The organism is Methylovirgula sp. (assembly GCF_037200945.1).
In the GTDB taxonomy this organism is placed as follows: domain Bacteria; phylum Pseudomonadota; class Alphaproteobacteria; order Rhizobiales; family Beijerinckiaceae; genus Methylovirgula.
Genome location: NZ_JBBCGP010000001.1, coordinates 1,900,263 through 1,925,503, shown reverse-complemented (window position 1 = coordinate 1,925,503; position 25,241 = coordinate 1,900,263). Strand labels below are relative to the sequence as shown.

The window sequence follows — 25,241 nt, the reverse complement described above, 5'->3', positions numbered from 1 at the left end:
CGAGCATAAAAGCCACGCCAGCCGGCGTGACCGAGGTCAAGCCGAGTGAATCAAGTATGCGTTGCGCGGCAGTTTCATTGCCCGCATTTAAATGGCGCGTTGCACTGCCGACGGCCCAATTGAGCTCTTTATGGAGCGCATCAGCCCCCTGCAGCCTTGAAATCCAAAACCGGATCGTCGTTTCAGCGGCGGGACATATTGTGCGGCCGCGCCGCAACGTGAGCGGGATACCAGGCCAGATCCAGACCGCGCCATTGCTTGCGACGAGCGTACGGCGGCGCTCCGGCGAACGCGCGAGTGCGTTGCCGGCGGATTGAGCCTGCATAGGAAGTCCCGTGAGTAATGAGCTGGCTTTTTTAGGGCTTCAATGCGTGGATGCCCGGCACAAGGCCGGGCATGACGCAGCGGGACCGCATCTTACTTCCCGCAGTCGTTCGGCGCCGTCTTGCCAGCAAAGCGGTCCGTTATCCAGGCAACAGCCTCCAGCGCGCTGTGCATCGCCGCGCCGCCGTGGCCGACGCCCGGCATCAGAAAGAGCCGTGCTTTGCTGCCACCCTTGCAGAGCTTGTTAAAATAATCCTGCGTTACCGCCGGCCGGATGACCGCATCGTCGAGACCTTGCGCGAGGAACACCGGAAGATCGGGCGGCAGCGGGCCGGGCGTGTTCTTCGCCAGGAGATCGCGCCAGGGCTGCACATCGGCCGGATGCGCGACGGTCAGAAAGTGCTGCTCCAGCGGCCGCGTCGTCCGGTTGCGGGTCGAAATATCCCACGGCCCTTCGATGCATTCCCGCGCGAGCTTGTCGATTGCCGGCATAGCGCGCGGATCGACGACTCGACCCATCGGTGCGCCATAGACCCGCTGCCAGGACCACAGCGTCATCGCCGTGATGTTCTTTCCGGCGATCGTATCAAGATCGTCGTCCATCAGCGCCGCGAGTTCGCTTGCCGGCGCAGCGGCAGCGACGCCGAGAAGAGTCAGCTCCGGCGCATAGGTCTTGGCGATGAGGCCGGTGAACAGCGCCGCGTGGCCACCCTGCGAATGGCCCCAGATAACGAAGCGACTGCCATCGCCTGCGCCCGGCATGCTGCGCGCAACACGCACGCTGTCGATGACGGCGCGCGCCTCGCTCAGCCCGACGAGATAGGGATGCGGCCCCGGCGTGCCGAGGCCGGGATAGTCCGTCGCCGCGACGACATAGCCGTCGCGGACCATCGTGCGCAGGCCCTGAATCTGCTGAAAGATGAAGAGCGCCAGCGAGGGCGCGCAGCGCGGCACGATGCCGGATGTCGGATGCGCCCAGGCGACGATCGGCCGGCCGCCCGGCGGCGGCGCGCCTTGCGGCACGATGATCACGCCGGAGACAAGGATCGGCTTGCCGTCGAAACTCGTCGACCGATAAAGCACGCGCCAAGCGGCAGCATTGAGCGGCGCACCCTCCATCGCCTGCGAGCGCACAAGCGTGCCAGGTTTGCCGAGCGCATCGATGCGCGGCGCATCATAGAATCGGCCTTGCGCCGCGGCTGGCACGGTGAAGAAGATGAAGGCCGCCAGCAAATATGCGATGCGCATCAGAGGCCGTAGAGAATTTTGAGATTGCCGCTCATGCGCAGCGCAATGCTGATCCCGTCCTGCAACAAGGAGACGTGATCGAGCTTGGCGGAGTCGAGATGGCCTTCCATGCGGAAGCCATCCTTCAAAGGCCGCGTCAGACGCTGGTTCGCGGCGGCAAGCAGGCGTTGATAGGCTTCCTGATAGAGGATCTTCGCTTGCCGCAGCCGATCGACGAGGTCAGCATTGCCGCTCGCCTGCGCCATCGCCTCGGCCTTCGCGGCGAGGGCGGCCAAATCAGGAAACTGCAAGGTCTGCGTATCGGGATCAATCTTCGGCGTCGCGGAAAGATAAAACCATTTGCCGGCATCCGGCGCCGTGTCCTCGTTCTTCGCGATTTTCAAGCCGATGATGATCTTGCCGTTCGATGGATAGATCTTGACGTCACGCAACGTGTAATCGCCCTTCAGTTGGGCCGCGGCCGCATCCTTGAACTTCTGGCTCAGGAAATCGTAGCCGACATGCACCGGCAGGATGACCTCGAATTTGCCCGGCGCTTGCACATCGCGGCCGAGCGGCGGCAGAGGCGTGGCGGCGACCGGCGCCGGTGCGGCACCAACGGTGGTCGTGGCATTGCCCTGAATCTCAAGCGACCCCCACAGCACGCGGCGATCGGCGCGCACGCCGGCGAAGGCGGCGCTCTGCGGGACGAGCTGCAGCCAGACCGGCGGATTGTCGGCAAGCTGAACCGGGTCGAAAGCATGATGCCAGACGGTCGCGGCCTTGCCGTGCAGATCGAGCCGGCGCACCGCCTCGGCGGCGCGGCCTCGCACCCGCGCGAGCTGTTCGCGGATGCGCGGCTCGACATAACGCGCGAGCTGAATATCGCGCCCGAGCACATGAAGCACGGGCGGCTCAGTCCAATGGAAACTGTCGCTCAGGCGAAGATCGAGCGACCAATCGTGCCGCAGCATCGGCCGCGCTTCCGCCTCGACCGTCACGCCCGCCTCGGCCTCCCCATGGATGCGCCGTGTGAACCTGTTCGCGCCCTGCCCGCTCACGGTGCCGAAGATCGGAGTCGAGCCGATGATCGCATCGCCGCGGCCATAGAGCGAGATGGGGCCGGTGCGCTCGACGTAACCCTCTATGTCGCAATTCGCGCGGACACGGAACACAAAAACGCGCCGGTGAACACACTGGATGCGCTCGTCGAAAGTCGCCAGCCGCCGCGGCACATCGCGCTCGACATCTCGGGCAAGCACAGGGATGCTGAATTCAACGGTCGCCGAGACACGCGACGGCGTAACGAGTGGCGCCGACTTGTCGGGACTGACCGGCGGTACCTCGTCCGCGCGGGCGGACGTACATAAAAGCGTCGCAAAGAGAAGCGCCGCCGTAGCCCGAAGATGCGCCGCCGCTCTACTCATCGCCGATCTCCGCCGCTTGACTGCCTTGCAGATTAATCCGGCTTAATGACGCCTCCGTCAAGATTGGAGATCGTCATGCCTGCGCCCCCAGCTTGCGGCCTGTTACGGACGCCAAGTGCTTTCGGCTTCCGGCAAAATACAAAGCCTACATCGCCGTCAGGCGAATCCGCTGTATAGCCACACTCCCAACCGTCTATCTCGAAAACGACGCCAAATCCTGCGCTGTATCGCGAGGGCACAATGCGCTGGTTAGCGCCAAAGGTTTCGTCCTTAATCTTGCTATAGGGAAGCGACGAATGCGCAATCACCAAACAGATTTCGCGGTGCGGGGGCCTGCCCCAGGCCGCGTCGATTTCGATATTTCCATCTAGGATCGCATTGCGAATGGTCATTACCGTTCTGGCATCAGTAATGCGCGACCGCGAAATATCGAGATCAAGCGCCTTCGCAAGGTATGCAGCATCAGGAACCTCTTCGCGGATCGCGAACGTCAGTCGAGAGAGAAGGCGGCGAAGATCGATCATTGGTTATTCTATTTTGGCTGCTTCTCGTCGAGAGATTCTGAAAGGGGGTAGCCGTGAAAGCTGGCTCTTCACAGAAGAGAGCATCGACGCCGGTTTCGCTTTGATCTGTAGTATACCCACACGTTAAACCGTGGATATCAAAAATGACTGCTAGGCCTTTGCCTAGCTGCGACGACTGAATTCGTTGGTTAGCTCCGAACGCCTCTTGTTTTACACTGAGATAAGAAATTGGAGGTTTATCGAATATAAGCCAGATTTCGCGCTTGGGGACGACTCCGCAAGCGATGTTCACGTTGTTTCCGGCTAGACTGGCTCCAACGATACCAAGGTTCTGTAGTTTTGTTTTCGTTACCGTCGCTTTTTGAAGATCCAAATTGAGTGCGTGACTAAGAGTTTTTGCGTCGGGGAAGTCATCTCTAGCGATGAGTTGCGTGAACGCGGACAAGAGTTTCAGAATATCCATCATGATACGGCTCTCAATAAGGCAGCAATGGCGAAAGAGGCAAACCAGCGAGGCATTCTTTGTTTCTTTGTAAAAGGCCGATCATACACTGCTTATAATTATATCGATCTTCTGCGAAGGTGCTAGAGTTGCATATAGCCCAATCGGAATCCCATAGTTCGTCGCATGTGATGAGGGCCTGCTGCGTCTGACTACCCTTTAGGCGCAGATCACGAATCCTCCCGAGCATCGTCGCGGTCCAATTCAGCGGTCTGCGCGTTTGCCGTTGTCCTGCCGGCACTGGCCGCGCCATCCGTCGTCGCAAAACGCCCGCGTTCGTCGTGATGCGAATTGAATTTTGCAACAACGCCTTTCCCGCCTGCCCCAAGGGCACATAGCCTTGGCCCGTCAGCGTCATCGGTCTATTCGCCGTCGCGTCCGGATAGGGATCGCGGCCGAGCGCGGCGCGCGCCTCGTTGATGGTGATAATACCTTTCGACATATAGCTCGAAAGGATCGCCTCCTGCGCCTGCGGATTGATCGACGGCTCGGCGCTCCAGGCGAATTCGAGATCGGGCGCGTCGAATTCCTGCGCGATGATTTGGTCGATCAGATCCTTCACCCAGGCGAGGATCGGCGCCAAGCCCTCCTCTTCCGACATTTCCTTCTGCGTCTGCGCCGTGGCGCGATTCATCTGCTGCGTCAGCGCCTGCGGCGAGATCGAGAACGCGAAACAGACGATGCGCGCCAGCCATTCGTCGAACGGGCCCTTGAGATCCGGCTCCTTCGTCTGGATGAAGGTTTTGGCGACACCATAGAATTCGATGATGCCGGTCCCATCAGAGAGGTCGAAGAGATAGGTCAGCGCCCAGATCGCCGCGTCGGCGCGATCGGGGCTGCCCGTCCCGCCGAAGCCCGCGGCGGTGAAGGCGCAGAGCTGATCTTCGAGTTGCGTAAAATGCCCGGCGTGATGCACCTGGCGTTGTGCGTAACGCACTGAAATGGGTTCAGCACGCACAGCCTTGCCGCGACTCGCTGTGACGAGCCGCACCGGCACATTCGGATCGGCGGCGTGGATCGTCGCACGTACCATTTCGCCGCCGAAGTTTGACTCGGCAACGATGCAATCGGCGCGAAATTCATGAAACGCCGTCACCGCGCGCCGTCCCCAAACTGCAGGCGCATCGCGGCACGAACGATCGGCGAGAATATAGCAATCGCCATCCGCGCCCCGCGCCGCGACGATCACGCCGATCTCGTCGGCATTCAGATCATCACGTCCCGCGGCACCGGATGGATCGACGGCCACGACGACGCTCGCGCGCTGATCTTCTGGAATTATCTCCGGCGCGCTGCGTGTCGCTTCGATGATCTCGTAGCTCCAGAGCGCAGCCTCAAGCTCGTCGACATAGACGCCTTCGTAAAAGCGCTTGCGCTGGCGCTCCGGCAGATTGGCGAGGCTTTCCAGAAATTCGGGTGCGAGATTGGCTGAATTATCCGTCGGATTGAGGTGGCCGCGGACATAATTTTTCGCATCGGCAAGCTTCTTCTTCGAGACCGGATCGCGCTTGTCGCCGAACAGTAGATTGGTCCAATGCGATTTCGCGACCGGATTAAGATCGACATAAGCGCGCTGCTTCAACCCATCGATTTTCTGCGCCAGACGCGTAAAGGCGATGAGCGCCGAGGCGTAAGGGATTTGCGACGCCTCATTGAGAAAGATGCTCGCATATTCGAGGCCGAGAATTTTTTCGACGCGTTCCTTGTCGTCGAGGCCGCCGATCCAGATGCGCGATGTGTTTGTGAGTTCGAAAAATCCTTCCTGCCGATGCTCTTTCAATTTCGTGCGCGGAAAGCAGAGACGCATGACGTTCGGCAGCGTGTCGAGCGAAATCGAGGCGCGCGCCGCGTTGGCGTGAAAGCGTAAGATTGCATGACGCGAGCCCGGCGCTTCCAATGCACGGGCGACGATGGCACGGACGATAAGAAAAGTCTTGCCGGAGCGTGTACCACCGGCGAGGCATGTATAGCGTTGCGGCCCTTCGAGGAGACGGCGCGCCGCCTCCTGCCCCGGGCTGTATGACAGCATGAATTATCCTTCGAAATTATCGCAGCATGGCCCAAAACAAAGGGCCACCGCGATGCGATGGCCTTTAAGACTTTTGTTTCGACGCGTTTTCTTTACGCGAACCGGTGTCCACTTCGCTCGAAAACGCTCTGAGCGGCGGGCATAGGTTGGGCGCTGCAATGCGCGTGTTATGCCTCACAAATTGTCGCTTGGTCAATGCGTCGACGAAGCGTCGTTTTGCGGATTTGTACAACGTTTAAGACGGCGGGTAGTATCTTCGAAGGCTTTAAAAATCCATGACCCGTCATGGCCGGGCTCGACCCGGCCATGACGTGATTACGCCACCGCATTCATCATGATCATTATTGCAACGTCTCGGCGTGGATGGCCGGCACAAGGCCGGCCATCCACGCCGAGAATAAGCGCAACAGAAGCTGAATCGGGGGAGGAAATCAGCGCACAGATCGGGCGCTGCAATGCGCGTGTTATCGCTCGCAAAGTGTCACATCGTCAATGGCATTGCCGAAACAGCTTTTTACGCGTTCTTACGAAGTCGACATAGCGCAACGTCATTGCGAGGCGTTAAACACCGAAGCAATCCAGATACGAATACTGGATTGCTTCGCTCGCAATGACACGACTTCAAAACACCGGCGCGTTGCGCGAATTCAGAAGCTCGGCGAGATAGGCGAGCGCCTTGGCGCGTTTACGATAGAATGTGTGCGGCGCCCATTGCTTCTCCGTGCAGAGACGGCGAACGGATTTGCGCCGCGCCGTGCGCAAGGCCCAAAGGCTTGTCACCAAGGCCATGCCGGAATCGGCGGCGCGCAATTCCCGCAGCCAATCGAAGGCTTTTTCCATCTCGGCCAGTTCGGTCGAAGTCGGCCGCAGGACGGTGAAATTCCGCGCCGCGTCGCGTGTGCGCCGTTCCGCATCGGAAAGCTCGGCCTGCGCCAGACGATCCACCCATTCGACCGTGTGTTTCGGCCAGTGGCCGCCTGGCTCGCGCGGGCCGCGATCGCGCGGCAGCCGGTCGAGCGTGGTGAATGCCTTCACCAGCCGGCGCCCGACATGCTCTGGTTCCCAACGTAGCGGGATACCGAAGTTCTCTTCGTCATAGAGCCGCTCAAGTGCGTTGATTTTTATATCGTCAGTTTTCGGGTCGTCTTGCATCGCTCAGGCCTCATCGTCGAGAATGTTATCGACAAAGTTCGGCTCGTCGGCGGCAACGAGGAGCAGATGCCGGATCAAGGCTTCGCGGGTGAGACCACGCTTAGCCGCCGCGGCGTCGTAGCGGGCAGCGGCCTCTGGCGGCAGACGCAGTGCCGTCGCCATCGCATCGCGAAAGGCGAGGCCGAAGCGCTGAGCCTGTCGATGCACATTGTTTGGGCGTTGAGGCGATGAACGGATCCTCGGCAATGCGTTTTGCGCCAAAGCCCTGCCCGACCAGAAAACCGAGCCGCGCGACGCGCTCCGTCGTCCAGGATGTTTTTTCAGATGACATGCGATGTCCCTCCTTGTTGGAGCGACCCTCAGGTAATTATACCTTTATGTCAACGGTAAAATTACATAATGCATTGCCAAGGAAATCGGTCAATCTACCGCTATGGAATTGGAAGATATTTTGGCGCGTGTCGAAAGCCGCCTGCAGTCTGTGGGCCTTTCGGCCCATGCGGCTTCGATCGCCGCGAAGAAGCCGGACGCGATCCGCAATTTGAAACGCGCGGTGAAGAACGGCGACCGGCGCGGCGTTACGACAGAGACGCTGGCCGCGCTCGCGCCCGTCCTAAAGACCAGCGCCGCGTGGCTGCTCGAAGGCGGCCTCGGCGATCCGGGCGCCGGCAGCCAGGCGAAAGTTGTCGGTCGAATTGGCGCCGGCGCCGAGATCTTGCCGGAATACGAGCAAATTCCGGAGGATGGCCTCTATGAAATCAATGTGCCGTTTTCGATTCCGTCGGATACGGTCGCGTTTGAAGTCGAAGGCGAGAGCATGTGGCCGCGCTATGATTCCGGCGACGTGGTGATCTGCTGGCAGCAGAACGAAGACGCGGAAAACGTGGTCGGACGCGAGGCCGCTGTACGCACGCGCGACGGACGCCGCTATCTCAAGCGCGTGCGGCGCGGTGCCGTCCCTGGAACTTACGATCTCGAAAGCCATAACGCCGCGCCGATCCGTGGCGTCGAAATCGTTTGGGCGGCGGCGATCCAGGCGGTCGTTCGCGCCGGCCAATGGCAACGCATCGGATCTCAAACGCGGCCAAAATTGTAAGGTATTATTACCTTATATAGGCATAATTACCTATATATAATGCGTCTCTTTACCGGAGATGCACAATGCTTTGCCGCCAACCTCACGACCTTACCGAAGCCCTGCACGCGCAAGCGCGGCGCACCGCCGCCTATATGCTCAAACGCCGCGCGCGTGATTATGCGCGCCGGCCGATGCAATTGGAGATTCTCTATCCGGGGCTTGCCGCAGCCGCGCCGGATACTCTGATCGCCGTCGCCGCGCATCTATTGAAAAACGAACGGAAAAATCCGCGGCGCTGGTTTGGCTTCGGCGGTGAAATCGGCGCGCTCAATGCCAAAGCCGCGATGCTGCTCGGCCGCACGCTGCGCCAGCATACACCGCGATGGAACGCCTAAAAGAGTGGAAATCAGTGCTCGTGGGTGTCGTCAGACGCGGCGGCCTTCTGGGCGCCCACCGGCCGCAGCCGCACAACCACATCGACTTTCACCACTTCATAGCCCTCGGGGGCTTCGAACCGGTCGCCGAAACGAGCCGTGCTTGCCGAAATATCAGACACGCGACCACTGTCCTCGAAATAAAAATGGCAATGGTCCGTCGTATTCGTATCAAAAATCGTCTTGCCGCCTTCGACGGTAAAGCTGCGGACGAGACCGACTTCGGCAAAAAGATTGAGCACGTTATAGACCGTCGCCAGCGACGCAAACATCCGCGCCTCATGCGCTTCGGACGCCAGGACGTCGGCAGTAATGTGACGATTGCCCTTGCTAAACAATAGCTTGGCCAAGCCAAGTCGTTGCCGCGTGGCACGCAGGCCGTATTTCTCAAGCAACGGGCGAATTTGCGCCGTGCCAAGTGCTGGCCCCGAAACCAGTTCGCGTGTCACTAAAGCCATTGTCCCTATAACCCCTTATCAAGCCAAGAATTTAACAAAAACCGTGCCAGCAGATCAACCCCTCGGACCTTACTTAAGAACGATCCCAAAAGACGCACGGGCTGGACACCTCATATAAGGACTTCTTTATATCTTTATTGCGCTCGGCGCGGCTTTGCGCTAGACCGCCGCGCAGTTTTCAAGGAGCGCTTATGACCCATTCAACCGTCGATTCCGCCATCACCGATCTGGGGCTTGCCGCCTGGGGCCGCAAGGAGATCGATATCGCCGAGACGGAAATGCCCGGCCTGATGGCGACGCGGGCCGAATATGGCGCCGCCCAGCCTCTCGCCGGCGCCCGCATCGCCGGCTCGCTGCACATGACAGTGCAGACCGCGGTTCTCATCGAGACGCTGCGCGCGCTTGGCGCCGACATCCGCTGGGCCTCCTGTAACATCTATTCGACGCAGGACCATGCCGCCGCCGCGATCGCCGCGGCCGGCATCCCGGTTTTCGCGCGCAAGGGCGAAAGCCTCACCGATTATTGGGATTACACCCACCGCATCTTTGAGTGGGGCGACGGCGGTGCGCCGAACCTTTTGCTCGATGATGGCGGCGACGCAACCCTGCTCATTCATCTTGGCGTGCGCGCCGAGGGCGGTGACGTGGCCTTCCTCGAAAAGGCGACCAACGAAGAAGAAGAAATCCTGTTCGCCGCGATCAAGCGTCGGCTGAAGGAAAACCCCGGCTGGTACGGGCGCATGGGCGCCGCGATCAAGGGCGTCAGCGAAGAGACGACGACAGGCGTGCATCGCCTTTACATCATGCAGAAGGAAGGCAAGCTCCTCTGGCCGGCGATCAACGTCAACGATTCCGTCACCAAGTCGAAGTTCGACAATTTATACGGCTGCCGTGAATCGCTCGTCGACGGCATCCGCCGCGGCACCGACGTGATGATGGCCGGCAAAGTCGCGATGGTCGCGGGCTTCGGCGATGTCGGCAAAGGCTCGGCCGCCTCGCTGCGCAACGCCGGCTGCCGCGTTATCGTCTCCGAAGTCGATCCGATTTGCGCCTTGCAGGCGGCGATGGAAGGCTACGAGGTCGCGACCATGGAAGAGGCCGCGCCGCGGGCTGACATTTTCGTGACCTGCACCGGCAATATCGACGTCATCCGTCTCGAGCACATGCGGGCGATGAAGGATCGCGCCATCGTCTGCAATATCGGCCATTTCGACTCGGAGATTCAGGTCGCTTCGCTACGCAATTTCAGGTGGAACAACGTCAAGCCGCAGGTCGACGAAATCGAATTTCCCGACGGCAAGCGCATCATCCTTCTGTCGGAAGGCCGGCTGGTCAATCTCGGCAATGCGATGGGGCATCCCTCTTTCGTCATGTCGGCGTCGTTCACCAACCAAACGCTCGCGCAGATGGAGCTCTGGACCAAGCAGGGGCAATATGGCCTTGAGGTCTACACTTTGCCGAAGCACCTGGACGAGAAGGTCGCCTTCCTGCATCTCGCCAAAGTCGGCGCACAACTGACGAAATTGACGTCCGAACAGGCGAGCTATATCGGCGTGTCCCAGCAGGGGCCGTTCAAGCCTGAGCTTTATCGATACTAAGCGGCAGCCCTGCTGTGTCTGCTACATCCCTGAAAATTTCCCCCGAGTGTCACGCCGCTAGCGCCGCGGCGGCGTGACATGATGTAAATAAGTGATTCGGGCTGGATGGCAGCGATTCTCCAGGGCGCGCTTTTGCACGCCGGCATGAGGACGGGATGGGCGAGCGGGCACGGCGGCGGGACGGATCAAGCGCGCCGCAAAGGCTAATTGCTTGGCGTTTGCCGGTTTGGCCCGCAGCGCCGATTCTGTGGTGCATTGCCGTCCCGGCCCGCGCAGACACGAGTTATTCGGCACTGGTGCTCGAACATTTGCGCTCCAGCCAGGATCTGGTCGGCCTCTCGCTGCTCGTCGGTCTCGTGATGTTTTCGGTGGTCACGGCCCTCCTGCATTTGCGCGAAACCCGCAAATGGACGCAGCAGGACGCCACCTATACCGCGGAGCTCAACAATCTGCGGGCAAGGTTCGACCGCGCCCAGGTCTTTCTCACCGCCGAGCCGCAGATCATCGTCGCCTGGGGCGGCGATTCCGACGCGGAGATCGAAGGCGATCTCAGTCTCGTCACGGATCAGCCGGTCGCGCGGCGCATTCTCGGCTTCGGTTCCTGGTTGCCGCCCGAGACTGCACAGCAGCTCGAATCCTGCGTCGAAAAACTCCGCGAACGTGGCGAGGCCTTCCATTTCGTCGCGGAGAGTCTTGCCGGACGCACGCTCGAACTCGACGGGCGCCCGGTCAGCGGCCGCGCTGTCATGCGCATTCGTGATGTTTCCGGCGACCGGCTCGAAGCGACACGCCTGCGCGAGCGTCTGCTGCGCACCTATGGCGAACTCGATGCGCTGCACGCATTGCTCGATTCGACCAATTATCCGGTCTGGCTGCGCGACCGCACGGAAAAACTCGCCTGGGTCAATGCCGCCTATGTCCGCGCGGTCGAAGCGAAGGATTCTGCCGACGCCCTCTTGCGGGGGACGGAACTTCTCGAACGTACGACCCGCGATCAGGCCATCGAAGCGCGCGCCGCCGGGACGATCTGGCGTGGCCGCGCCGCGGCTGTCGCCGCCGGGCAACGGCATTTGCTCGATGTTATCGAAGTGCCGGTCTCGGTGGGTTCGGCCGGACTTGCAGCGGACGCCTCGCAGATCGAGGCGTTGCGCACAGACATGGCCCGCCTGACGAAGGCCCACGCTGCGACGCTCGACCAGCTCTCAACCGCCGTCGCGATCTTCGACCGCCGCAAGCGGCTCGTCTTCCACAATTCCGCCTATCGCCAGCTTTGGTCGCTGCCACCCAGTTTCCTCGATGAAAACCCATCGGATTCCGAAATTCTCGATCGGCTGCGCGCCGCGCGTCTGCTGCCCGAGCAAGCCGATTTCCGCGCCTGGAAAGAGAGCTTGCTTTCGGCCTATCAGGCGTTCGAGGCCAGCGAACAGGTCTGGTATCTTCCCGACGGACGCACGTTGCGCGTCGTGATCAACCCGAATCCGCAAGGGATCACGTATCTGTTCGACGACGTGACCGAACGTTTCCATCTGGAATCGCGCTTCAACGCTCTCACGCGTGTGCAAAGCGAAACGCTCGATACGCTGAAGGAAGGAGTCGCCGTCTTTGGCACGGACGGACGGCTCAATTTTTTCAACCCGGCTTTCGCGCGGCTCCTCAAGCTCGATCCGGCACAATTGAACGACAAGCCGCACGTCGACCGGCTTGCCTCATTGTGTACGGCGTTTGGCGGGGATGACCCTGCGGTCGTGGAAATTCGCGCCGTCATCACGGGGCTCGATGACCAGCGGAATGGCTATGATGGCCGCATCTTCTGCAACGACGGCACTGTGCTCGATTGCACCGCCCAACCGTTGCCGGACGGCGCCACGCTGCTGACCTTCACCGACACGACTGCAAGCGTCAATGTCGAGCGGGCGTTGACGGACCGCAACACCGCGTTGATCGATGCCGAACGCCTGCGCAACGATTTCGTCCATCACGTTTCATACGAATTGCGCTCGCCGCTCACCAATATCATCGGCTTCATCGAGCTCCTGGGCGATTCTGCCACCGGGCCGCTCAACGACAAGCAGAAGCAATATGCCGGCTATGTCACGACGTCATCTTCAGCGCTGCTGGCGATCATCGACAATATTCTCGACCTCGCCTCGATCGATGCCGACGCTCTGGAACTCAAGCCGGAAAAGATCGACATCCGCGAGACCATCAGTCTCGCCGCGCAGGGCGTACAGGACCGGCTTGCCGAATCCTCCATCCATCTGAAGATCAATGCGTCAGATGACGTTGGCACCTTCATCGCGGACGGCCAGCGCATCCGCCAAATTCTGTTCAATCTTCTGTCGAACGCGATCGGCTTTTCGGAGCCGGGACAGACGGTCACGCTTTCGGCATTGCGGCGCGCCGATGAAATCATCCTCAACGTCGCCGACCAGGGACGCGGCATTCCACCGGACGTGATCGACGAGGTGTTCAAGCGGTTCAAGACGAACAGTCGCGGCTCGCGCCATCACGGCGTCGGCCTTGGCCTGTCGATCGTGCGCTCGCTGGTCGAACTCCATGGCGGGCATGTCGAGATCGAATCCGCCCCCAATCGGGGCACGCTCGTCACCTGCGTCTTCCCCGGACAGGCCGCAACCTAGCCCAAGTGTCGCTATAGACAAGTGTCGCTATAAACTTGGCCATATAGACAAAGCGGTGGGTATCGCACTATCCACGGCATGCCGAGGTTGATCTTGGGAATGCGCTTCGCGTTGACTGCAGGATCGGGCCGTTTTCGATGAGGGGTATTTAGGCGATGGCGCCACAGCGGACGCAGACCGCGGTCTGGCAGATCGCCCTCCCCGATGAAGCAGCGACGGCGGCGCTGGCCGTCGAGCTCACCCATTGGCTGAAGCCGGGCGATCTTTTGACCCTCAGCGGCGACCTTGGCGCCGGCAAGACGGCCTTTGCGCGGGCATTGGTCCGCAATCTCACCGGCGATGCCGAACTTGATGTGCCAAGCCCGACATTCACGCTGATGCAAATCTATGACGGCTTGGACTTTCCGATCGTCCATGCCGACCTCTACCGCATCCGCGCACCGGAGGAATTGGAAGAGCTTGGCTGGGACGAGGCTGGCGAAGGTGCGCTTGTTCTCGTCGAATGGCCGGATCGCGCGGGCGGATTTCTGCGGGCTGACCGGCTCGACCTCTCATTTTCGCTCGATCCCGGACAAGGCGCGAATTTTCGCAACGCCGTTCTCACGGGCTACGGCAGTTTCGCCTCGCGCCTCGGCATCTCGCGGGCAATTCATCAGGTGCTTCGCGCTTCGGGCTTCGAGGATGCCGAGCGGCAGTTCATGCTGGGCGATGCCTCGACTCGCGCTTACGAGCGTCTGACGAAAGCCGACGGCACGACAGCGGTCCTGATGATTTCGCCCCCGCGGCCGGATGGGCCGCCGATCCGTTTCGGCAAATCCTATGGCACTTTGGCGCGGCTTGCTGAAAACATCCGTCCCTATGTCGCGATCGATGCGGGCCTGCGTGCTGAAGGGTTCTCGGCACCGGAAATCTATGCGGTCGATCTCGATGTCGGCGTCGCAGTGATCGAAGATTTCGGCGCCGACGGCGTGACCGATGGCGACACAATCATCACGGAGCGTTATGCCGAATCCGTCGCGCTGCTCGCGCGGCTGCACCAACTGACGCTGCCGGATATTCTGCCCATCGATGACGTAAACACCTATCGCGTCCCGCCCTACGACCTCGACGCGCTCTCGATCGAGACCGAACTTCTCATCGACTGGTACGCGCCGCATGTCGCCAAGGCTTCGTTGACATCCGGCGCGAAGGCAAGTTTCGTCAATCTCTGGCGGCATATATTGCGCGACATCGTCTCCGGGCCGCAAACCTGGACGCTACGCGATTTCCACTCGCCGAATATCATCTGGCTTGGCGAGCGGCATGGGAGCGCGCGTGTCGGCCTGATCGATTTTCAGGATTGCGTGCTTGGCCACCCGGCCTACGACGTCGTGTCTCTCTTGCAGGATGCGCGGGTGAATGTGCCCGCGGACGTCGAACTCAAGCTCCTTGGTCATTATATGCAATTGCGCCGCATCGCCGACGCGAATTTCGATATGGCCGGCTTCGCCCGCGCCTATGCGGTGCTTGGCGCGCAGCGGGCGACAAAAATCCTCGGCATTTTCGCACGTCTCGATAAGCGCGACCACAAACCACGATATCTGGCACATCTGCCACGCATTGAGGAAAATTTAGCCAAGGATCTGGCACATCCCTTGTTGTCCGGTCTCAAGGGCTGGTATGAAGCCCACCTGCCCCAGATCTTCCAACGGGGCGCGTGACCGGGTGGATCGCGCTCCATCCTCGGGCGCGAACTGGGTCTGCTGCGGGTTCGCTTTTCGTGTCCGAGAAATCTTTCATGCCGGATAAAGCCATGGTCTTTGCCGCGGGCCTCGGCACGCGCATGCGGCCGCTGACCGAGACAGTGCCAAAACCGCTCATCAAGGTCGGCGGCCGGCCCATGATCGATCATCTGCTCGACCGGTTCGCGCAGGCTGGCGTCGGCACCGCCATTGTCAATGTGCATCACCTTGCCGATCAGATTGAGACGCATCTTGACGGTCGCAGCGCGCCGAATGTGATCATCTCCGACGAGCGCGATCTCCTGCTCGATCAGGGCGGCGCGATCAAAAAGGCGCTGCCTCTGTTGGGCAAGGCGCCCTTCTTTCTTTGCAACACCGACGCATTCTGGGTCGAAGGCGCCAAGCCCAATCTGGAACGGCTGGCCGACGCGTGGAACCCGGACGAGATGGATGTGCTGTTGCTCGTCGCCGCGACGGCGTCGAGTTCGGGCGTCGATTGGCCGGGCGATTTCACCATGGACGGGTTCGGGCGGCTGACGAAGCGGGAGGAGCGCCGCGTCGCGCCCTTCGTCTACACCGGCGTCGGCATCATCAAGCCTGAAGTTTTCGCCGATGCGCCGGAGGGCCCGTTCCGCCTGCTGCCATATTTTCTCAGGGCTGCGGAAAAGGGACGGCTTTACGGCCTGCGCCTCGACGGCATCTGGCTGCATGTCGGCACACCGCCGGCGATCGCCGACGCCGAACGGCTGATCGAGAGATCCGTGCTCTGAAACGCGCCCTCCTTCTTGATATGGACCACTAAATAGTCCATATTTCGTTCATGCGTATTTCTGTTACAGATGCCAAAGGCCAATTGACCGAACTTGTTCGTCTCGCTGAAGCGGGCGACGAGATCGTTTTGACGCGCCATGGCCATCCTGCCGTCCGGCTCGTGCCGGTGAAGGCTCTTCCCGATCGACAGGTCCGACGCGACCTGCTGGAAGCCGCACGGAGACGCGGGGCCGCGAAGGCATCGACGGGCGCTCCGGCGGCGCAGAGTCAGGACTTCCTCTACAGTGACGAGGGCCTGCCCAAGTGATCACGAATTGATTGAGAAATGATCACTGTCGATACATCTGCGTTGATGGCTATCGTCCTCAACGAACCTCTCGCGGAAGCCTGTATCGGCGCAATGGAAACCCACGACCGATTGCTGATTTCGGCCGCGACAATTGCCGAAGCGCTCATCGTCGCGCATCGCCGGAACGTCGGCGGGGAAGTTGAAAGTCTCGTCGATGGACTTGGCTTTGAGATCGTTGCTGTTACAGCGGCATCCGCAAAACGCGTCGCCGAAACCTATGCCCAATGGGGTAAGGGTACTCATGCAGCAGCGCTGAATTTCGGCGACTGTTTTGCTTATGAGGTCGCAAAGCAGCACGCGTGCGCGTTACTCTATGTCGGTGATGATTTTTCAAAGACGGATATCGCGAGTGCGCTTTGAATTGCGGTCAACGCCGCGTCGCCTCGCCAAGCCACGATAGATAGCCGGCAAATCCTTGCTCGACCGGCAGCATGATGATCTCCGGCGTCTCATAATCCTGCAATGCGAGGATCGCCTGCTCCACGGCGGAATAATCCGCAGCGCGGATCTTGATCAGCAGCAGTACTTCCCGCGCCGTCTCAACCTCGCCCTTCCAGCGATAGGTGCTTTCGATGGGCAGCCGCTGCACGCAGCCGGCGAGTTTGGTGCCGACCAGCGCCTCGGCGATGCGCGGTGCGACCTCTGCGCTGCAGGTGGTCAGGACGATCGCGTAGTCCTTGGCCACCTCGCCGCTCACGAATAGGCCATGCGCAGGTCCAGCGTACCTTCCTTGCCGACACGGTCATAGGTTTCGTCGAGCCATTGTTTGCCGCACGTGCGCCCGAACTCGAAAAAGCTATTGATGAGCTGCCAGCTCGCGTCGGATTTGGTTGCGGCGCTGAAGGGCCGCAACAGGTCGCCACCGTCGATGCGATGAACCAGCGGCCGCGAATATTCGCCGAGCGGGAGTTTACCGGCGTCGATCAAACGAACGACGAAATCGATGGCGCGCAATTCGCCCATCAGCGCCCCGTTGAAACTGATTTCATCGAGGCGATCTTGAATGTCGCGAGCCGAATGCGGAATCGTGTCGCGCTCAAGCGGATTGACCTGGATGATGACGATATCGGGTGTGCTCGACGCATAGAAAAATGGAAACAGCGCCGGATTGCCCATGTATCCGCCGTCCCAATAAGGCTCTCCGTCGATGACGATGGTTTGAAACAGAGTCGGCAATGTCGCCGAAGCCATGACGTGATCCGCTGTCAGCTCTGCGCCTTTGAAAACCCTGATCTTGCCAGTACGCACATTGGTAGCGGCGATGAAAATCTTGAACCCATCGAAAGCACGAACCTTCTCGAAGTCGATTGTATCGACGAGATATTTGCGCAGCGGATTCACATTGAACGGATTGAATTGATAGGGGCTCGCAAAATGCAGCAGCAAATCGCCCCATAGAGCGGAGAATTGCCCGCCCAATGTCTGCGGCCCCAGGAACAGATCAAAAAACTTCGCTTGAAACGGCGAGAGCGCGTTCTCCGTCGAAATCGAGCGCCAGAATCGCCTGAGATTTTCGCGCGCGCCCTCGCGACCATTCTCGAGCCAGCCTTCGGCCATGACGACGGCGTTCATCGCCCCAGCGCTGGTACCGCTGACGGCGGCGATGTCAAGGCGGGCGTCCTCGAGCAGATAGTCGAGGACGCCCCATGTGAACGCGCCGTGCGAGCCGCCGCCTTGCAGTGCCAGATTAACCTTCTTGCGTTCGGTCATGTGCGACGGCTCTCCTTTGTTGCGATTACTCGGCCGTCCAGCCGCCATCGATCGAGATATTGGCGCCGGTGATCTGGCTTGCCGCGTCCGAACAGAGGAAGAGGGCGAGCGCGGCGACCTGATCGACAGTGACAAATTCCTTCGTCGGCTGTGCCGTCAGCAGAACATCGTTGATGACTTGTTCGCGCGTCAGGTTACGTGCCTTCATCGTGTCCGGAATCTGCTTTTCGACAAGCGGTGTCCAGACGTAACCGGGCGAGATGCAATTGACCGTGACGCCGAAGGTCGCGAGTTCAAGCGCTGCGGTCTTGGTCAAACCATCGATGCCGTGCTTGGCCGACACATAAGCCGACTTGAACGGCGAGGCGACTTTCGAATGCGCCGAGGCGGTAGAGATGATGCGGCCCCACTTACGCGATTTCATGCCGGGGATCGCCGCGGCGATCGCATGAAAAGCAGCCGACAGATTGAGCGCGATGATCTTGTCCCAGAGTTCGATCGGAAAGTTCTCAATCGGATCGACATGCTGGATGCCGGCATTGTTGACGAGAATATCGACACTGCCGAGATCGGCTTCCGCCGTCTTCACCATGCCGCGGACCTCTTCGGGTTTCGTGCCGTCGGCGGACGAGTAGATGGCCTTGACGCCGAAATCCTTTTCAATGCCGCTGCGCTCCTTCTCGATCGCATCGGCATCGCCAAATCCGTTGATGACCACATTGGCCCCTTCGGCCGCGAGGCCGCGGGCGATGGCAAGGCCGATTCCGCTGGTTGAGCCGGTCACGATGGCATTGCGTGTCTTGAGCGTCATGCATAACTCCATGAGGTCTTGAACGTGCCCCACCGGCACGCGGCGATCTCAGCCGGAACATTAGGCTCGCGCAATGCGGGCTGAAAGGTGGCGGCTGTCGCCTTTGTGATCGCAGTTGGATATAATGGAATCATGACTGCATCCCGCGTGCCGCGGCCGCGCCCCAAAAAAGCTCTCACTGTCGCTGCGCTCCGCAGCGCCTTGAACAATGCCGAGGATCTTTGCCGCCGGGAAGGCACCAAGCTGACCCCCGGACGCCGACGCGTGCTGGAAATTCTCGCAGAAGAAGGCCGACCGCTCGGTGCCTACGATCTGATTGAAAAGATCGCCACCACGACCGGCAAGCATCCGGCACCGATCTCGATCTATCGCGCCCTGGACTTCCTTCTCGAAAACGGCCTCGTGCATCGCCTTGCCTCCCGCAATGCCTTTCTCGCCTGCGCGCACGGACATCGGCACGAGGAGCCGGTGGTTTTCCTGATCTGCGAGACTTGCGGCTCGGTGACGGAAGCGACATCTAAGGCCTTGCACCGCGAAATTGCCGCGCTCGGCGCTGAATCCGGCTTCACGCCGCATAGTCAAGTTCTTGAATTGACAGGACTTTGCGGAGCGTGCGAAGGAAAGGGCAGCACGGCTTGAATTGTGAGAAGCCGCTAGGCGCCGCTTGACGGCTGCGGCAATTTTGAGCACCACTCCGGCATGTGCCTGTCATGACGGGGTCATGCTGAGGGACAGGCTAGAGCTTGGACCCGCGATCAGCCAATGAGAAGGTTTTCATGTCCGAGACACTGACACGCTTGATCGATCCCGCCAACGTGCTGGCCAGCGGGCCGGCGCCGCATCGCCGTTCGGTTGGCGTGAGGGTCGGCTCGGGCAAAGGCGCGATCCTAGTCGGGGGCGGCGCCCCGGTGATCGTCCAGTCGATGACCAATACGGACACGGCCGATATCGAGGGAACGACGAAACAGGTCGCCGACCTCGCCCGCGCCGGCTCCGAACTGGTCCGCATCACCGTCGATCGCGATGAAGCGGCGGCCGCCGTGCCGCATATTCGCGAGCGGCTCGACCGCATGGGCGTCGATGTCCCGCTCATCGGCGATTTTCATTACATCGGCCACAAACTGCTCGCCGATCATCCGGCTTGCGCACAGGCACTCGCCAAATATCGCATCAATCCCGGCAATGTCGGCTTCAAGGACAAGCGCGACACTCAATTCGCCGCGATGATCGAATGTGCCATCGAGAACGGCAAGGCCGTTCGCATCGGCGCCAATTGGGGCTCGCTCGATCAAGAGCTTTTGACCCGGCTGATGGATGAGAACGCCAATTCTCCGAAGCCGCTCGACGCCAGCGCAGTGACGCGCGAAGCCATGGTTCAGTCTGCGCTGCTCTCGGCCGCCCGGGCGGAAGAAATCGGCCTCGGCCGTGACCGTATCATTCTCTCGGCCAAGGTCTCCAACGTTCAGGATCTGATCACCGTCTATCAGATGGTCGCCGCGCGCAGCGATTATGCGATTCACCTCGGCCTCACCGAAGCCGGCATGGGTTCAAAAGGCATTGTTGCCTCGTCTGCCGCCCTCGGCGTCCTGCTCCAGCAGGGCATCGGCGACACGATCCGCATTTCGCTGACGCCTGAGCCCGGCGGCGACCGCACAATTGAAGTGAAGGTCGGCCAGGAAATCCTGCAGACGATGGGCTTCCGCACATTCGTGCCGCTCGTCGCCGCCTGCCCCGGCTGCGGCCGCACGACCTCGACTGTGTTCCAGGAACTCGCCCGCGACATCCAAGCCTACATCCGCGACGAAATGCCGAACTGGAAGACGCGCTATCCGGGCGTCGAGACGCTCAACGTCGCGGTCATGGGCTGCATCGTCAACGGACCGGGCGAATCGAAGCACGCCGACATCGGCATCTCCCTGCCCGGCACCGGCGAGACGCCGGCCGCCCCCGTCTTCATCGACGGCAAAAAGGCGGTGACCCTGCGTGGCGACGGCATCGCCGCCGAATTCAAGGTCATGGTGCAGGATTATATCGAGCGCCGCTTCGGCGGGGCCAAGGACGCAGCCGAATAGCCTGCGGCCCCGCTTCGTTAAAATGTGAACGAAGTCTTTTGCGCAACCTTTGCGCAAGTGACATCGTTTTGATCCCTATCAGGGCGGAAACTCGGCATCGGAAGACTATATTAAAGGTCGGCGGTGAGAGTTGTCGCGGGAAGCGACGGGATTCAACCGCCGCATGGAGATTGACCGATGCGCAAGGGCTGGGCTTCTTACATTTTCGCGGGCGCACTCGCGTTCGCCTTCGGCTCGACCGGCGCTGAGGCTGCGAGCAAACATCATCATCATGCACCGACGCATTACAGCCGCTATCAGAACGTCGGCGGCATGTCGGTCGGCGTGATGGAGCCCGGCAAGGTCTATTCCAAATACGGGCACTACACCGAACTCGCGGGCGACCCGCATAGCGGCCTCGGCTTTTACCCGCTGCCCTACCAATATCGCGTCGGCGCCTGGCGTTATCATATGCGCCACGCCCCGCCGATCCCGCCGGTGATCCAGGCGGCTCGCGACCAAGCGGTCGAAAGCTACAGCTGGGAAATGCCGACGCCTGACGACGCCTATGCCTATGGCGTCTATAATCCCGTCGATGGCGTCGGCTCGCCGTTCTTTGCTGGCTATTACGGGCCGGCCGGCGAAGATGATGACGACGACAGCGATTCAGGCTTCCCGTTCGGTCATTCCTACGCGCCGCGCTAGACCAAGCCCGCTGCGATATTGACCGTCAGCGCCAGCACGGCGCTGTTGAAGAAAAAGGCCACGACGCTGTGAATAAGCGCCGTGCGCCGGATCGAGCGTGACGTGATGTTGACGTCCGCCGTGGCGCAGGCGACGCCGATGACGAAAGAGAAATAAAAGAAGTCGAGATAATCCGGCGGCTCGTCCTCGCCGGGGAAGCGCAGGCCACCATGGACTTTGGCCTCGGGCGACACTTTCGTATTGCGCACCAGAAAACACTCGCTCGCGTAATGCAGCGCGAACATGATATGGATGAACGCCCAGGAGCTGATGACGGTCAGCGCGGCAAGCCCGACATGGAACGAACGATTCAGACCGTGCTCGTCCTTCACCAGCAATAATTGATAGAAGATTGCGCCGAAGGCCGCCGCTGCCGCAAAGATCGTCAGGAAAAGAATAGCAAACCGGCCATCGTCCTGCGCGGCCGCACGACGCGCCAAAGAACGATTGTCGCTCGACCAAACCATCACGCCAACCGCGACAAAATAGGCGAACATTCCGGCATTCCAGCCGATGAGTACGCGTGTCACGTGCCGCAAGTCGCTCGGCATCGCCACACCGACAAGCATGCCAAACAGCAGGCAAACGAACAAGCGCGGTCGCGACCGGATCACGCGGACCGGCCAGCCGAAACGCCGGCGATGCGAGAGACCTGTCCCGGTCAATTTTTACGCGCGACGGCGAAACGCGCCGCTTCTTTCAAAACCGCGGCTCGTTCCGCGGGGAAGACATCGAGGGCGCTGATGGCCTCCTGCGCCAGAGCATCGCGACGCTTGCGCGCTGCGTCGAGCCCGACCGCAGCAACAAGCGTCGCCTTGTTGCGGTCGGCGTCCTTGCCGGCGCGTTTGCCGAGCGCCGCTTCGTCGGCCTCGACATCGAGAATATCGTCGGCAACCTGAAAGGCCGCGCCCAGCGCCTTGCCATAACGTGATAGCGCCGTTCGTGTCTTTTCGTCGGCGCGGGCGAAGATCGCACCAGCTTCGACCGAATAATGCAACAGTGCCCCCGTCTTCATCGCCTGAACCTGAATGACATGCTCCGGCGAGTGCGGCGCTTGTGAAAGCTCAGCTTCGAGGTCCATTACCTGACCGCCGACCATGTTGCCGATGCCTGCGGCACGCGCGAGCGCCAGAACCAGCGCGGCGCGGATCGCGGGGTCTGCATCCGTCGCGGGATCCGCCGTCACGTCGAAAGCGTAAGTGAGAAGCGCATCTCCGACGAGAATGGCGGTCGCCTCATCATAAGCTTTGTGCGTTGTGGGGCGGCCGCGGCGCAGATCGTCATTATCGAGCGCTGGCAGATCGTCGTGCACCAGCGAGTAGCAATGGATCATTTCCACCGCCGCGCCAGCGCGCAGGACACCCTCGCTCTCGATGCCGAAAAGCCGCGCGGTCTCGACGAGCAGAAACGGGCGCAGCCGTTTGCCGCCGTTGAGACACGCATAACGCACGGCGCCAAGAAACCGCGACGGACGGGCGTTTTCGCCGGGCAGCGGCGTCCCGGACAAGAGACGGTCAAGCATGTGCTCCGTGGCGTCTGCCACCGAGCTTAGCCGCGCGTGAAATTCCTCTTCCGCCGATTGCGCCATAATATCCCTGCCACGAACGCTTTAGACCGCATGCTCTCGCCGAAAAGTCTGCAACTTTTTCGGAACATGCTTTTAAACCAAATCCGGCGTTCCGCTTGCCCGATCGCGGAAGATCGGTCAAGGCTCGGAAATGGCCCGCAATTATCGGCTTTCCCACATATTCGGCATGGCACTCCGCTGGGGCGTCCGGATTGTTTCAATGCTTTTCCTGCTGCTCGTCGGCTTCATCGTCGCTAATCGCTTCGTTGATCCGATCTCGACCATCATGCTCGGCCGCATGGTGACGGGGCAAACGGTCACGCAGAAATTCGTGCCGCTCAATCGTATCTCCGAGAATTTACGCGTCGCGGTTGTCACCTCGGAAGACGCGCATTTCTGCCACCACCATGGCGTCGATTGGGGCGCCATGCGCGAAGTGATCCATGAAAGCGGCATCGACGGCCCGTCGCGCGGCGCCTCGACGATCACCATGCAGGTCGCCAAGAATCTCTTTCTCTGGCCGGGCCATTCTTATATCCGCAAGGCCTTCGAAATTCCGCTCGCGCTCGTGCTCGATTTCGTCTGGCCGAAGCGCCGCATCCTCGAAATCTACCTGAACATCGCCGAATGGGGCGACGATGGCATTTTCGGCGCCGAGGCGGCCTCCAATGCCTATTTCCACGAACCGGCTGCCGATCTGACGCTGCATCAGGCTGCGTTGATGGCCGCTGTCCTCCCCGATCCGCGTGACCGTGACGCGTCGGATCCAGACCGTCGCGTCCTGATCCATGCCCGTATTGTCGAAACGCGCGCCGCTGCCGGCGAAACCTCCGTCGCCTGTTTCAAGTGAAATTGCGGGTTCTTGATCAAGTAGTTGACCCATAAGGATATTCAGTGCGGAAATAATGTCAGGTGGAAAAGCCTGCGATTTTGGGATAGCCAGGCCGCGCATTTTTGTGTATCAGCCACTCAACCCATTCGCCGGCAGCTTGCCGGCCTTATTATTTCTGGAGCTGATAATGGCCGTTCCGAAGCGAAAAACCTCCCCGATGAAGCGCGGCTTCCGCCGCTCGGCCGATGCGCTGAAGGCGCCGACCTACGTTGAGGACAAGAATTCCGGCGAACTGCGCCGCCCGCATCATATCGACCTGAAGACCGGCATGTATCGCGGCCGTCAGGTGCTGAAGGTGAAGTCAGCGGAAGAATAAGCTACCGCCACGCGCGATCTGGAAAATCGGGAATCCGTTTCTCCAAATGATCGCGCTCAAAATAGACCAAGATGACATTCGAGAAATGCCATCTTGCTGGCGATCAGAGCATCAGTTGACCGCCGTTGACGCTTAAAGTCGAGCCGGTGATAAAACCGGCCTCTTCCGAAACCAGGAAGAGCACGCAGCGCGCGATGTCCTCGACCTCGCCCAGTCGGCCGACTGGGATTTGCGGCAGGATTGTCTTTTCCAACACGTCTTTGGGAATCGCCTTCACCATCTCGGTGGCGATATAACCCGGCGCGATGACGTTGACGGTGATGCCCTTCTTGGCATTCTCCTGCGCCAGCGATTTGGTGAAGCCGATATCGCCGGCTTTTGACGCCGCATAATTCGTCTGACCCATCTGCCCCTTCTGACCGTTGATCGACGAAATATTGACGATACGGCCGAAGCCGCGCTCGCGCATGCCTTCGATCACCGGCCGCGTCATGTTGAACAGCGAGTTCAAATTTGTATTGATGACGGCATACCATTGCTCGGGCTTCATCTTGTGAAGCATCGCGTCCTTGGTGATGCCGGCGTTGTTGACGAGGACTTCAACCGGCCCAAGATCTGCCCCGACATTGGCGAGACCGGCGGCACAAGCTTCGTAATCCGAGACATCCCATTTGTAGACGGGAATGCCGGTTTCGCTTTTGAACTTTGCGGCGGCTTCATCATTGCCGGCATAAACCGAAGCGACGCGATACCCCGCTTTCGCCAAAGCCCGACTCACAGCCGCGCCGATCCCGCGAGTGCCCCCGCTCACCACTGCCACGCGCGCCATGCGCCCCTCCCTCAACCCATACCAATTTCGGCGCTTGGCTTAGCAAGCGATTTTAAGAGAAATTTCCAGGCCGTCGCCGTTGCGCAAA

At 60.5% G+C, this 25,241-nt stretch carries 26 protein-coding genes; 13 read left to right on the top strand and 13 right to left on the bottom strand.

Annotated features, from left to right (window positions below; all coding sequences use genetic code 11):
- Positions 1-417: 417 nt before the first annotated feature.
- The 6 genes from WDN02_RS09365 to WDN02_RS09340 form a co-directional block, all read right to left on the bottom strand.
- Positions 418-1,572: an alpha/beta fold hydrolase gene (locus tag WDN02_RS09365; RefSeq protein ID WP_337293234.1), complete on the bottom strand. Its 1,155-nt coding sequence runs from the start codon at positions 1,570-1,572 to the stop codon at positions 418-420.
- On the bottom strand, positions 1,572-2,978 hold the full coding sequence (locus WDN02_RS09360) for a DUF4403 family protein (RefSeq protein ID WP_337293233.1): 1,407 nt from the start codon (positions 2,976-2,978) through the stop codon (positions 1,572-1,574). Before WDN02_RS09360 ends, WDN02_RS09365 begins: the two co-directional genes overlap by 1 nt.
- 32 nt (positions 2,979-3,010) lie before the next feature.
- The gene (locus tag WDN02_RS09355; RefSeq protein ID WP_337293232.1) at positions 3,011-3,502 is read right to left on the bottom strand and encodes a hypothetical protein; all 492 of its coding nucleotides are present in this window, start codon (positions 3,500-3,502) and stop codon (positions 3,011-3,013) included.
- Between the two features lie 476 nt (positions 3,503-3,978).
- A complete protein-coding gene (locus WDN02_RS09350) occupies positions 3,979-6,033 on the bottom strand; it encodes a phage terminase large subunit (RefSeq protein ID WP_337293231.1) in 2,055 nt (684 codons plus the stop codon).
- Positions 6,034-6,654: 621 nt separating this feature from the next.
- A complete protein-coding gene (locus WDN02_RS09345) occupies positions 6,655-7,185 on the bottom strand; it encodes a hypothetical protein (RefSeq protein WP_337293230.1) in 531 nt (176 codons plus the stop codon).
- 3 nt (positions 7,186-7,188) lie between these two features.
- Positions 7,189-7,347 carry a hypothetical protein gene (locus WDN02_RS09340; protein WP_337293229.1) on the bottom strand — a complete coding sequence of 53 codons (159 nt, stop codon included), beginning with the start codon at positions 7,345-7,347 and terminating at the stop codon, positions 7,189-7,191.
- Between the two features lie 289 nt (positions 7,348-7,636).
- Here WDN02_RS09340 and WDN02_RS09335 point away from each other — a divergent pair, with 289 nt between their 5' ends.
- Together WDN02_RS09335 and WDN02_RS09330 are read left to right on the top strand one after the other, a co-directional pair.
- Positions 7,637-8,281, top strand: coding sequence for a S24 family peptidase (locus tag WDN02_RS09335; protein WP_337293228.1), 645 nt, complete (start codon positions 7,637-7,639; stop codon positions 8,279-8,281).
- A gap of 65 nt (positions 8,282-8,346) precedes the next feature.
- Entirely contained in the window at positions 8,347-8,658 is a 312-nt protein-coding gene (locus WDN02_RS09330; RefSeq protein WP_337293227.1) for a hypothetical protein, read from the top strand.
- An 11-nt stretch (positions 8,659-8,669) separates the two neighbouring features.
- On the opposite strand, the gene irrA is transcribed toward WDN02_RS09330, so the two are convergent.
- On the bottom strand, positions 8,670-9,155 hold the full coding sequence (gene irrA, locus WDN02_RS09325) for an iron response transcriptional regulator IrrA (RefSeq protein ID WP_337293226.1): 486 nt from the start codon (positions 9,153-9,155) through the stop codon (positions 8,670-8,672).
- Positions 9,156-9,346: 191 nt separating this feature from the next.
- Here irrA and ahcY point away from each other — a divergent pair, with 191 nt between their 5' ends.
- The 6 genes from ahcY (at position 9,347) to WDN02_RS09295 (ending at position 16,593) form a co-directional block, all read left to right on the top strand.
- Entirely contained in the window at positions 9,347-10,753 is a 1,407-nt protein-coding gene (gene ahcY, locus WDN02_RS09320) for an adenosylhomocysteinase (RefSeq protein ID WP_337293225.1), read from the top strand.
- Between the two features lie 155 nt (positions 10,754-10,908).
- Entirely contained in the window at positions 10,909-13,392 is a 2,484-nt protein-coding gene (locus WDN02_RS09315; RefSeq protein ID WP_337293224.1) for a PAS-domain containing protein, read from the top strand.
- A 155-nt stretch (positions 13,393-13,547) separates the two neighbouring features.
- A complete protein-coding gene (gene tsaE / locus WDN02_RS09310; RefSeq protein WP_337293223.1) occupies positions 13,548-15,092 on the top strand; it encodes a tRNA (adenosine(37)-N6)-threonylcarbamoyltransferase complex ATPase subunit type 1 TsaE in 1,545 nt (514 codons plus the stop codon).
- 77 nt (positions 15,093-15,169) lie between these two features.
- Positions 15,170-15,883 carry a nucleotidyltransferase family protein gene (locus WDN02_RS09305; protein ID WP_337293222.1) on the top strand — a complete coding sequence of 238 codons (714 nt, stop codon included), beginning with the start codon at positions 15,170-15,172 and terminating at the stop codon, positions 15,881-15,883.
- A 50-nt stretch (positions 15,884-15,933) separates the two neighbouring features.
- Entirely contained in the window at positions 15,934-16,191 is a 258-nt protein-coding gene (locus WDN02_RS09300; protein ID WP_337293221.1) for a type II toxin-antitoxin system prevent-host-death family antitoxin, read from the top strand.
- Positions 16,192-16,209: 18 nt separating this feature from the next.
- Positions 16,210-16,593, top strand: coding sequence for a type II toxin-antitoxin system VapC family toxin (locus WDN02_RS09295; protein WP_337293220.1), 384 nt, complete (start codon positions 16,210-16,212; stop codon positions 16,591-16,593).
- A 7-nt stretch (positions 16,594-16,600) separates the two neighbouring features.
- On the opposite strand, the gene cutA is transcribed toward WDN02_RS09295, so the two are convergent.
- From cutA to WDN02_RS09280, 3 genes are read right to left on the bottom strand one after another with little or no spacing between them, the layout of a single operon-like run.
- A complete protein-coding gene (gene cutA, locus WDN02_RS09290; protein ID WP_337293219.1) occupies positions 16,601-16,930 on the bottom strand; it encodes a divalent-cation tolerance protein CutA in 330 nt (109 codons plus the stop codon).
- Entirely contained in the window at positions 16,927-17,943 is a 1,017-nt protein-coding gene (locus tag WDN02_RS09285) for a patatin-like phospholipase family protein (protein WP_337293218.1), read from the bottom strand. Before WDN02_RS09285 ends, cutA begins: the two co-directional genes overlap by 4 nt.
- 25 nt (positions 17,944-17,968) lie before the next feature.
- Positions 17,969-18,754 carry a 3-hydroxybutyrate dehydrogenase gene (locus WDN02_RS09280; protein ID WP_337293217.1) on the bottom strand — a complete coding sequence of 262 codons (786 nt, stop codon included), beginning with the start codon at positions 18,752-18,754 and terminating at the stop codon, positions 17,969-17,971.
- Positions 18,755-18,886: 132 nt separating this feature from the next.
- Here WDN02_RS09280 and WDN02_RS09275 point away from each other — a divergent pair, with 132 nt between their 5' ends.
- The 3 genes from WDN02_RS09275 (at position 18,887) to WDN02_RS09265 (ending at position 21,510) form a co-directional block, all read left to right on the top strand.
- Positions 18,887-19,393, top strand: coding sequence for a transcriptional repressor (locus tag WDN02_RS09275; protein WP_337293216.1), 507 nt, complete (start codon positions 18,887-18,889; stop codon positions 19,391-19,393).
- A 137-nt stretch (positions 19,394-19,530) separates the two neighbouring features.
- Positions 19,531-20,826, top strand: a complete 1,296-nt coding sequence (gene ispG, locus WDN02_RS09270) for a flavodoxin-dependent (E)-4-hydroxy-3-methylbut-2-enyl-diphosphate synthase (RefSeq protein ID WP_337293215.1) — start codon at positions 19,531-19,533, stop codon at positions 20,824-20,826.
- Positions 20,827-21,003: 177 nt separating this feature from the next.
- Positions 21,004-21,510 (top strand): hypothetical protein, encoded by a 507-nt coding sequence (locus tag WDN02_RS09265; protein ID WP_337293214.1) that lies wholly within the window; start codon positions 21,004-21,006, stop codon positions 21,508-21,510.
- Here WDN02_RS09265 and WDN02_RS09260 read toward each other — a convergent pair.
- Both WDN02_RS09260 and WDN02_RS09255 read right to left on the bottom strand, forming a co-directional pair.
- Positions 21,507-22,214 carry a DUF1345 domain-containing protein gene (locus WDN02_RS09260; RefSeq protein ID WP_337293213.1) on the bottom strand — a complete coding sequence of 236 codons (708 nt, stop codon included), beginning with the start codon at positions 22,212-22,214 and terminating at the stop codon, positions 21,507-21,509. The two genes, WDN02_RS09265 and WDN02_RS09260, sit on opposite strands and share 4 nt — an antisense overlap.
- Positions 22,211-23,071 (bottom strand): polyprenyl synthetase family protein, encoded by an 861-nt coding sequence (locus WDN02_RS09255; RefSeq protein ID WP_337293212.1) that lies wholly within the window; start codon positions 23,069-23,071, stop codon positions 22,211-22,213. Before WDN02_RS09255 ends, WDN02_RS09260 begins: the two co-directional genes overlap by 4 nt.
- Positions 23,072-23,267: 196 nt before the next feature.
- Here WDN02_RS09255 and mtgA point away from each other — a divergent pair, with 196 nt between their 5' ends.
- A complete protein-coding gene (gene mtgA, locus WDN02_RS09250) occupies positions 23,268-23,966 on the top strand; it encodes a monofunctional biosynthetic peptidoglycan transglycosylase (protein WP_337293211.1) in 699 nt (232 codons plus the stop codon).
- A 169-nt stretch (positions 23,967-24,135) separates the two neighbouring features.
- Positions 24,136-24,324: a 50S ribosomal protein L32 gene (gene rpmF, locus WDN02_RS09245; protein WP_337294904.1), complete on the top strand. Its 189-nt coding sequence runs from the start codon at positions 24,136-24,138 to the stop codon at positions 24,322-24,324.
- Between the two features lie 103 nt (positions 24,325-24,427).
- Here the strand turns inward: rpmF and phbB are convergent, their stop codons facing one another.
- Complete coding sequence (gene phbB, locus WDN02_RS09240) at positions 24,428-25,153, bottom strand: acetoacetyl-CoA reductase (RefSeq protein WP_337293210.1); 726 nt, start codon at positions 25,151-25,153, stop codon at positions 24,428-24,430.
- Between the last annotated feature and the right edge of the window lie 88 nt (positions 25,154-25,241).

Bases quoted from the DNA above. Each gene is read 5' to 3' on its own strand.
- WDN02_RS09265 (WP_337293214.1), top strand. From the start codon at position 21,004: ATGCGCAAGGGCTGGGCTTCTTACATTTTCGCGGGCGCACTCGCGTTC.
- WDN02_RS09340 (WP_337293229.1), bottom strand. From the start codon at position 7,347: ATGGCGACGGCACTGCGTCTGCCGCCAGAGGCCGCTGCCCGCTACGAC.
- WDN02_RS09355 (WP_337293232.1), bottom strand. From the start codon at position 3,502: ATGATCGATCTTCGCCGCCTTCTCTCTCGACTGACGTTCGCGATCCGC.
- WDN02_RS09275 (WP_337293216.1), top strand. From the start codon at position 18,887: ATGACTGCATCCCGCGTGCCGCGGCCGCGCCCCAAAAAAGCTCTCACT.
- WDN02_RS09255 (WP_337293212.1), bottom strand. From the start codon at position 23,071: ATGCTTGACCGTCTCTTGTCCGGGACGCCGCTGCCCGGCGAAAACGCC.
- ispG (WP_337293215.1), top strand. From the start codon at position 19,531: ATGTCCGAGACACTGACACGCTTGATCGATCCCGCCAACGTGCTGGCC.
- ahcY (WP_337293225.1), top strand. From the start codon at position 9,347: ATGACCCATTCAACCGTCGATTCCGCCATCACCGATCTGGGGCTTGCC.
- tsaE (WP_337293223.1), top strand. From the start codon at position 13,548: ATGGCGCCACAGCGGACGCAGACCGCGGTCTGGCAGATCGCCCTCCCC.
- WDN02_RS09360 (WP_337293233.1), bottom strand. From the start codon at position 2,978: ATGAGTAGAGCGGCGGCGCATCTTCGGGCTACGGCGGCGCTTCTCTTT.
- WDN02_RS09285 (WP_337293218.1), bottom strand. From the start codon at position 17,943: ATGACCGAACGCAAGAAGGTTAATCTGGCACTGCAAGGCGGCGGCTCG.
- WDN02_RS09295 (WP_337293220.1), top strand. From the start codon at position 16,210: ATGATCACTGTCGATACATCTGCGTTGATGGCTATCGTCCTCAACGAA.
- phbB (WP_337293210.1), bottom strand. From the start codon at position 25,153: ATGGCGCGCGTGGCAGTGGTGAGCGGGGGCACTCGCGGGATCGGCGCG.
- irrA (WP_337293226.1), bottom strand. From the start codon at position 9,155: ATGGCTTTAGTGACACGCGAACTGGTTTCGGGGCCAGCACTTGGCACG.
- mtgA (WP_337293211.1), top strand. From the start codon at position 23,268: ATGGCCCGCAATTATCGGCTTTCCCACATATTCGGCATGGCACTCCGC.
- WDN02_RS09365 (WP_337293234.1), bottom strand. From the start codon at position 1,572: ATGCGCATCGCATATTTGCTGGCGGCCTTCATCTTCTTCACCGTGCCA.
- WDN02_RS09330 (WP_337293227.1), top strand. From the start codon at position 8,347: ATGCTTTGCCGCCAACCTCACGACCTTACCGAAGCCCTGCACGCGCAA.
- WDN02_RS09305 (WP_337293222.1), top strand. From the start codon at position 15,170: ATGCCGGATAAAGCCATGGTCTTTGCCGCGGGCCTCGGCACGCGCATG.
- WDN02_RS09280 (WP_337293217.1), bottom strand. From the start codon at position 18,754: ATGACGCTCAAGACACGCAATGCCATCGTGACCGGCTCAACCAGCGGA.
- rpmF (WP_337294904.1), top strand. From the start codon at position 24,136: ATGGCCGTTCCGAAGCGAAAAACCTCCCCGATGAAGCGCGGCTTCCGC.
- WDN02_RS09315 (WP_337293224.1), top strand. From the start codon at position 10,909: ATGGGCGAGCGGGCACGGCGGCGGGACGGATCAAGCGCGCCGCAAAGG.
- WDN02_RS09350 (WP_337293231.1), bottom strand. From the start codon at position 6,033: ATGCTGTCATACAGCCCGGGGCAGGAGGCGGCGCGCCGTCTCCTCGAA.
- WDN02_RS09300 (WP_337293221.1), top strand. From the start codon at position 15,934: ATGCGTATTTCTGTTACAGATGCCAAAGGCCAATTGACCGAACTTGTT.
- WDN02_RS09345 (WP_337293230.1), bottom strand. From the start codon at position 7,185: ATGCAAGACGACCCGAAAACTGACGATATAAAAATCAACGCACTTGAG.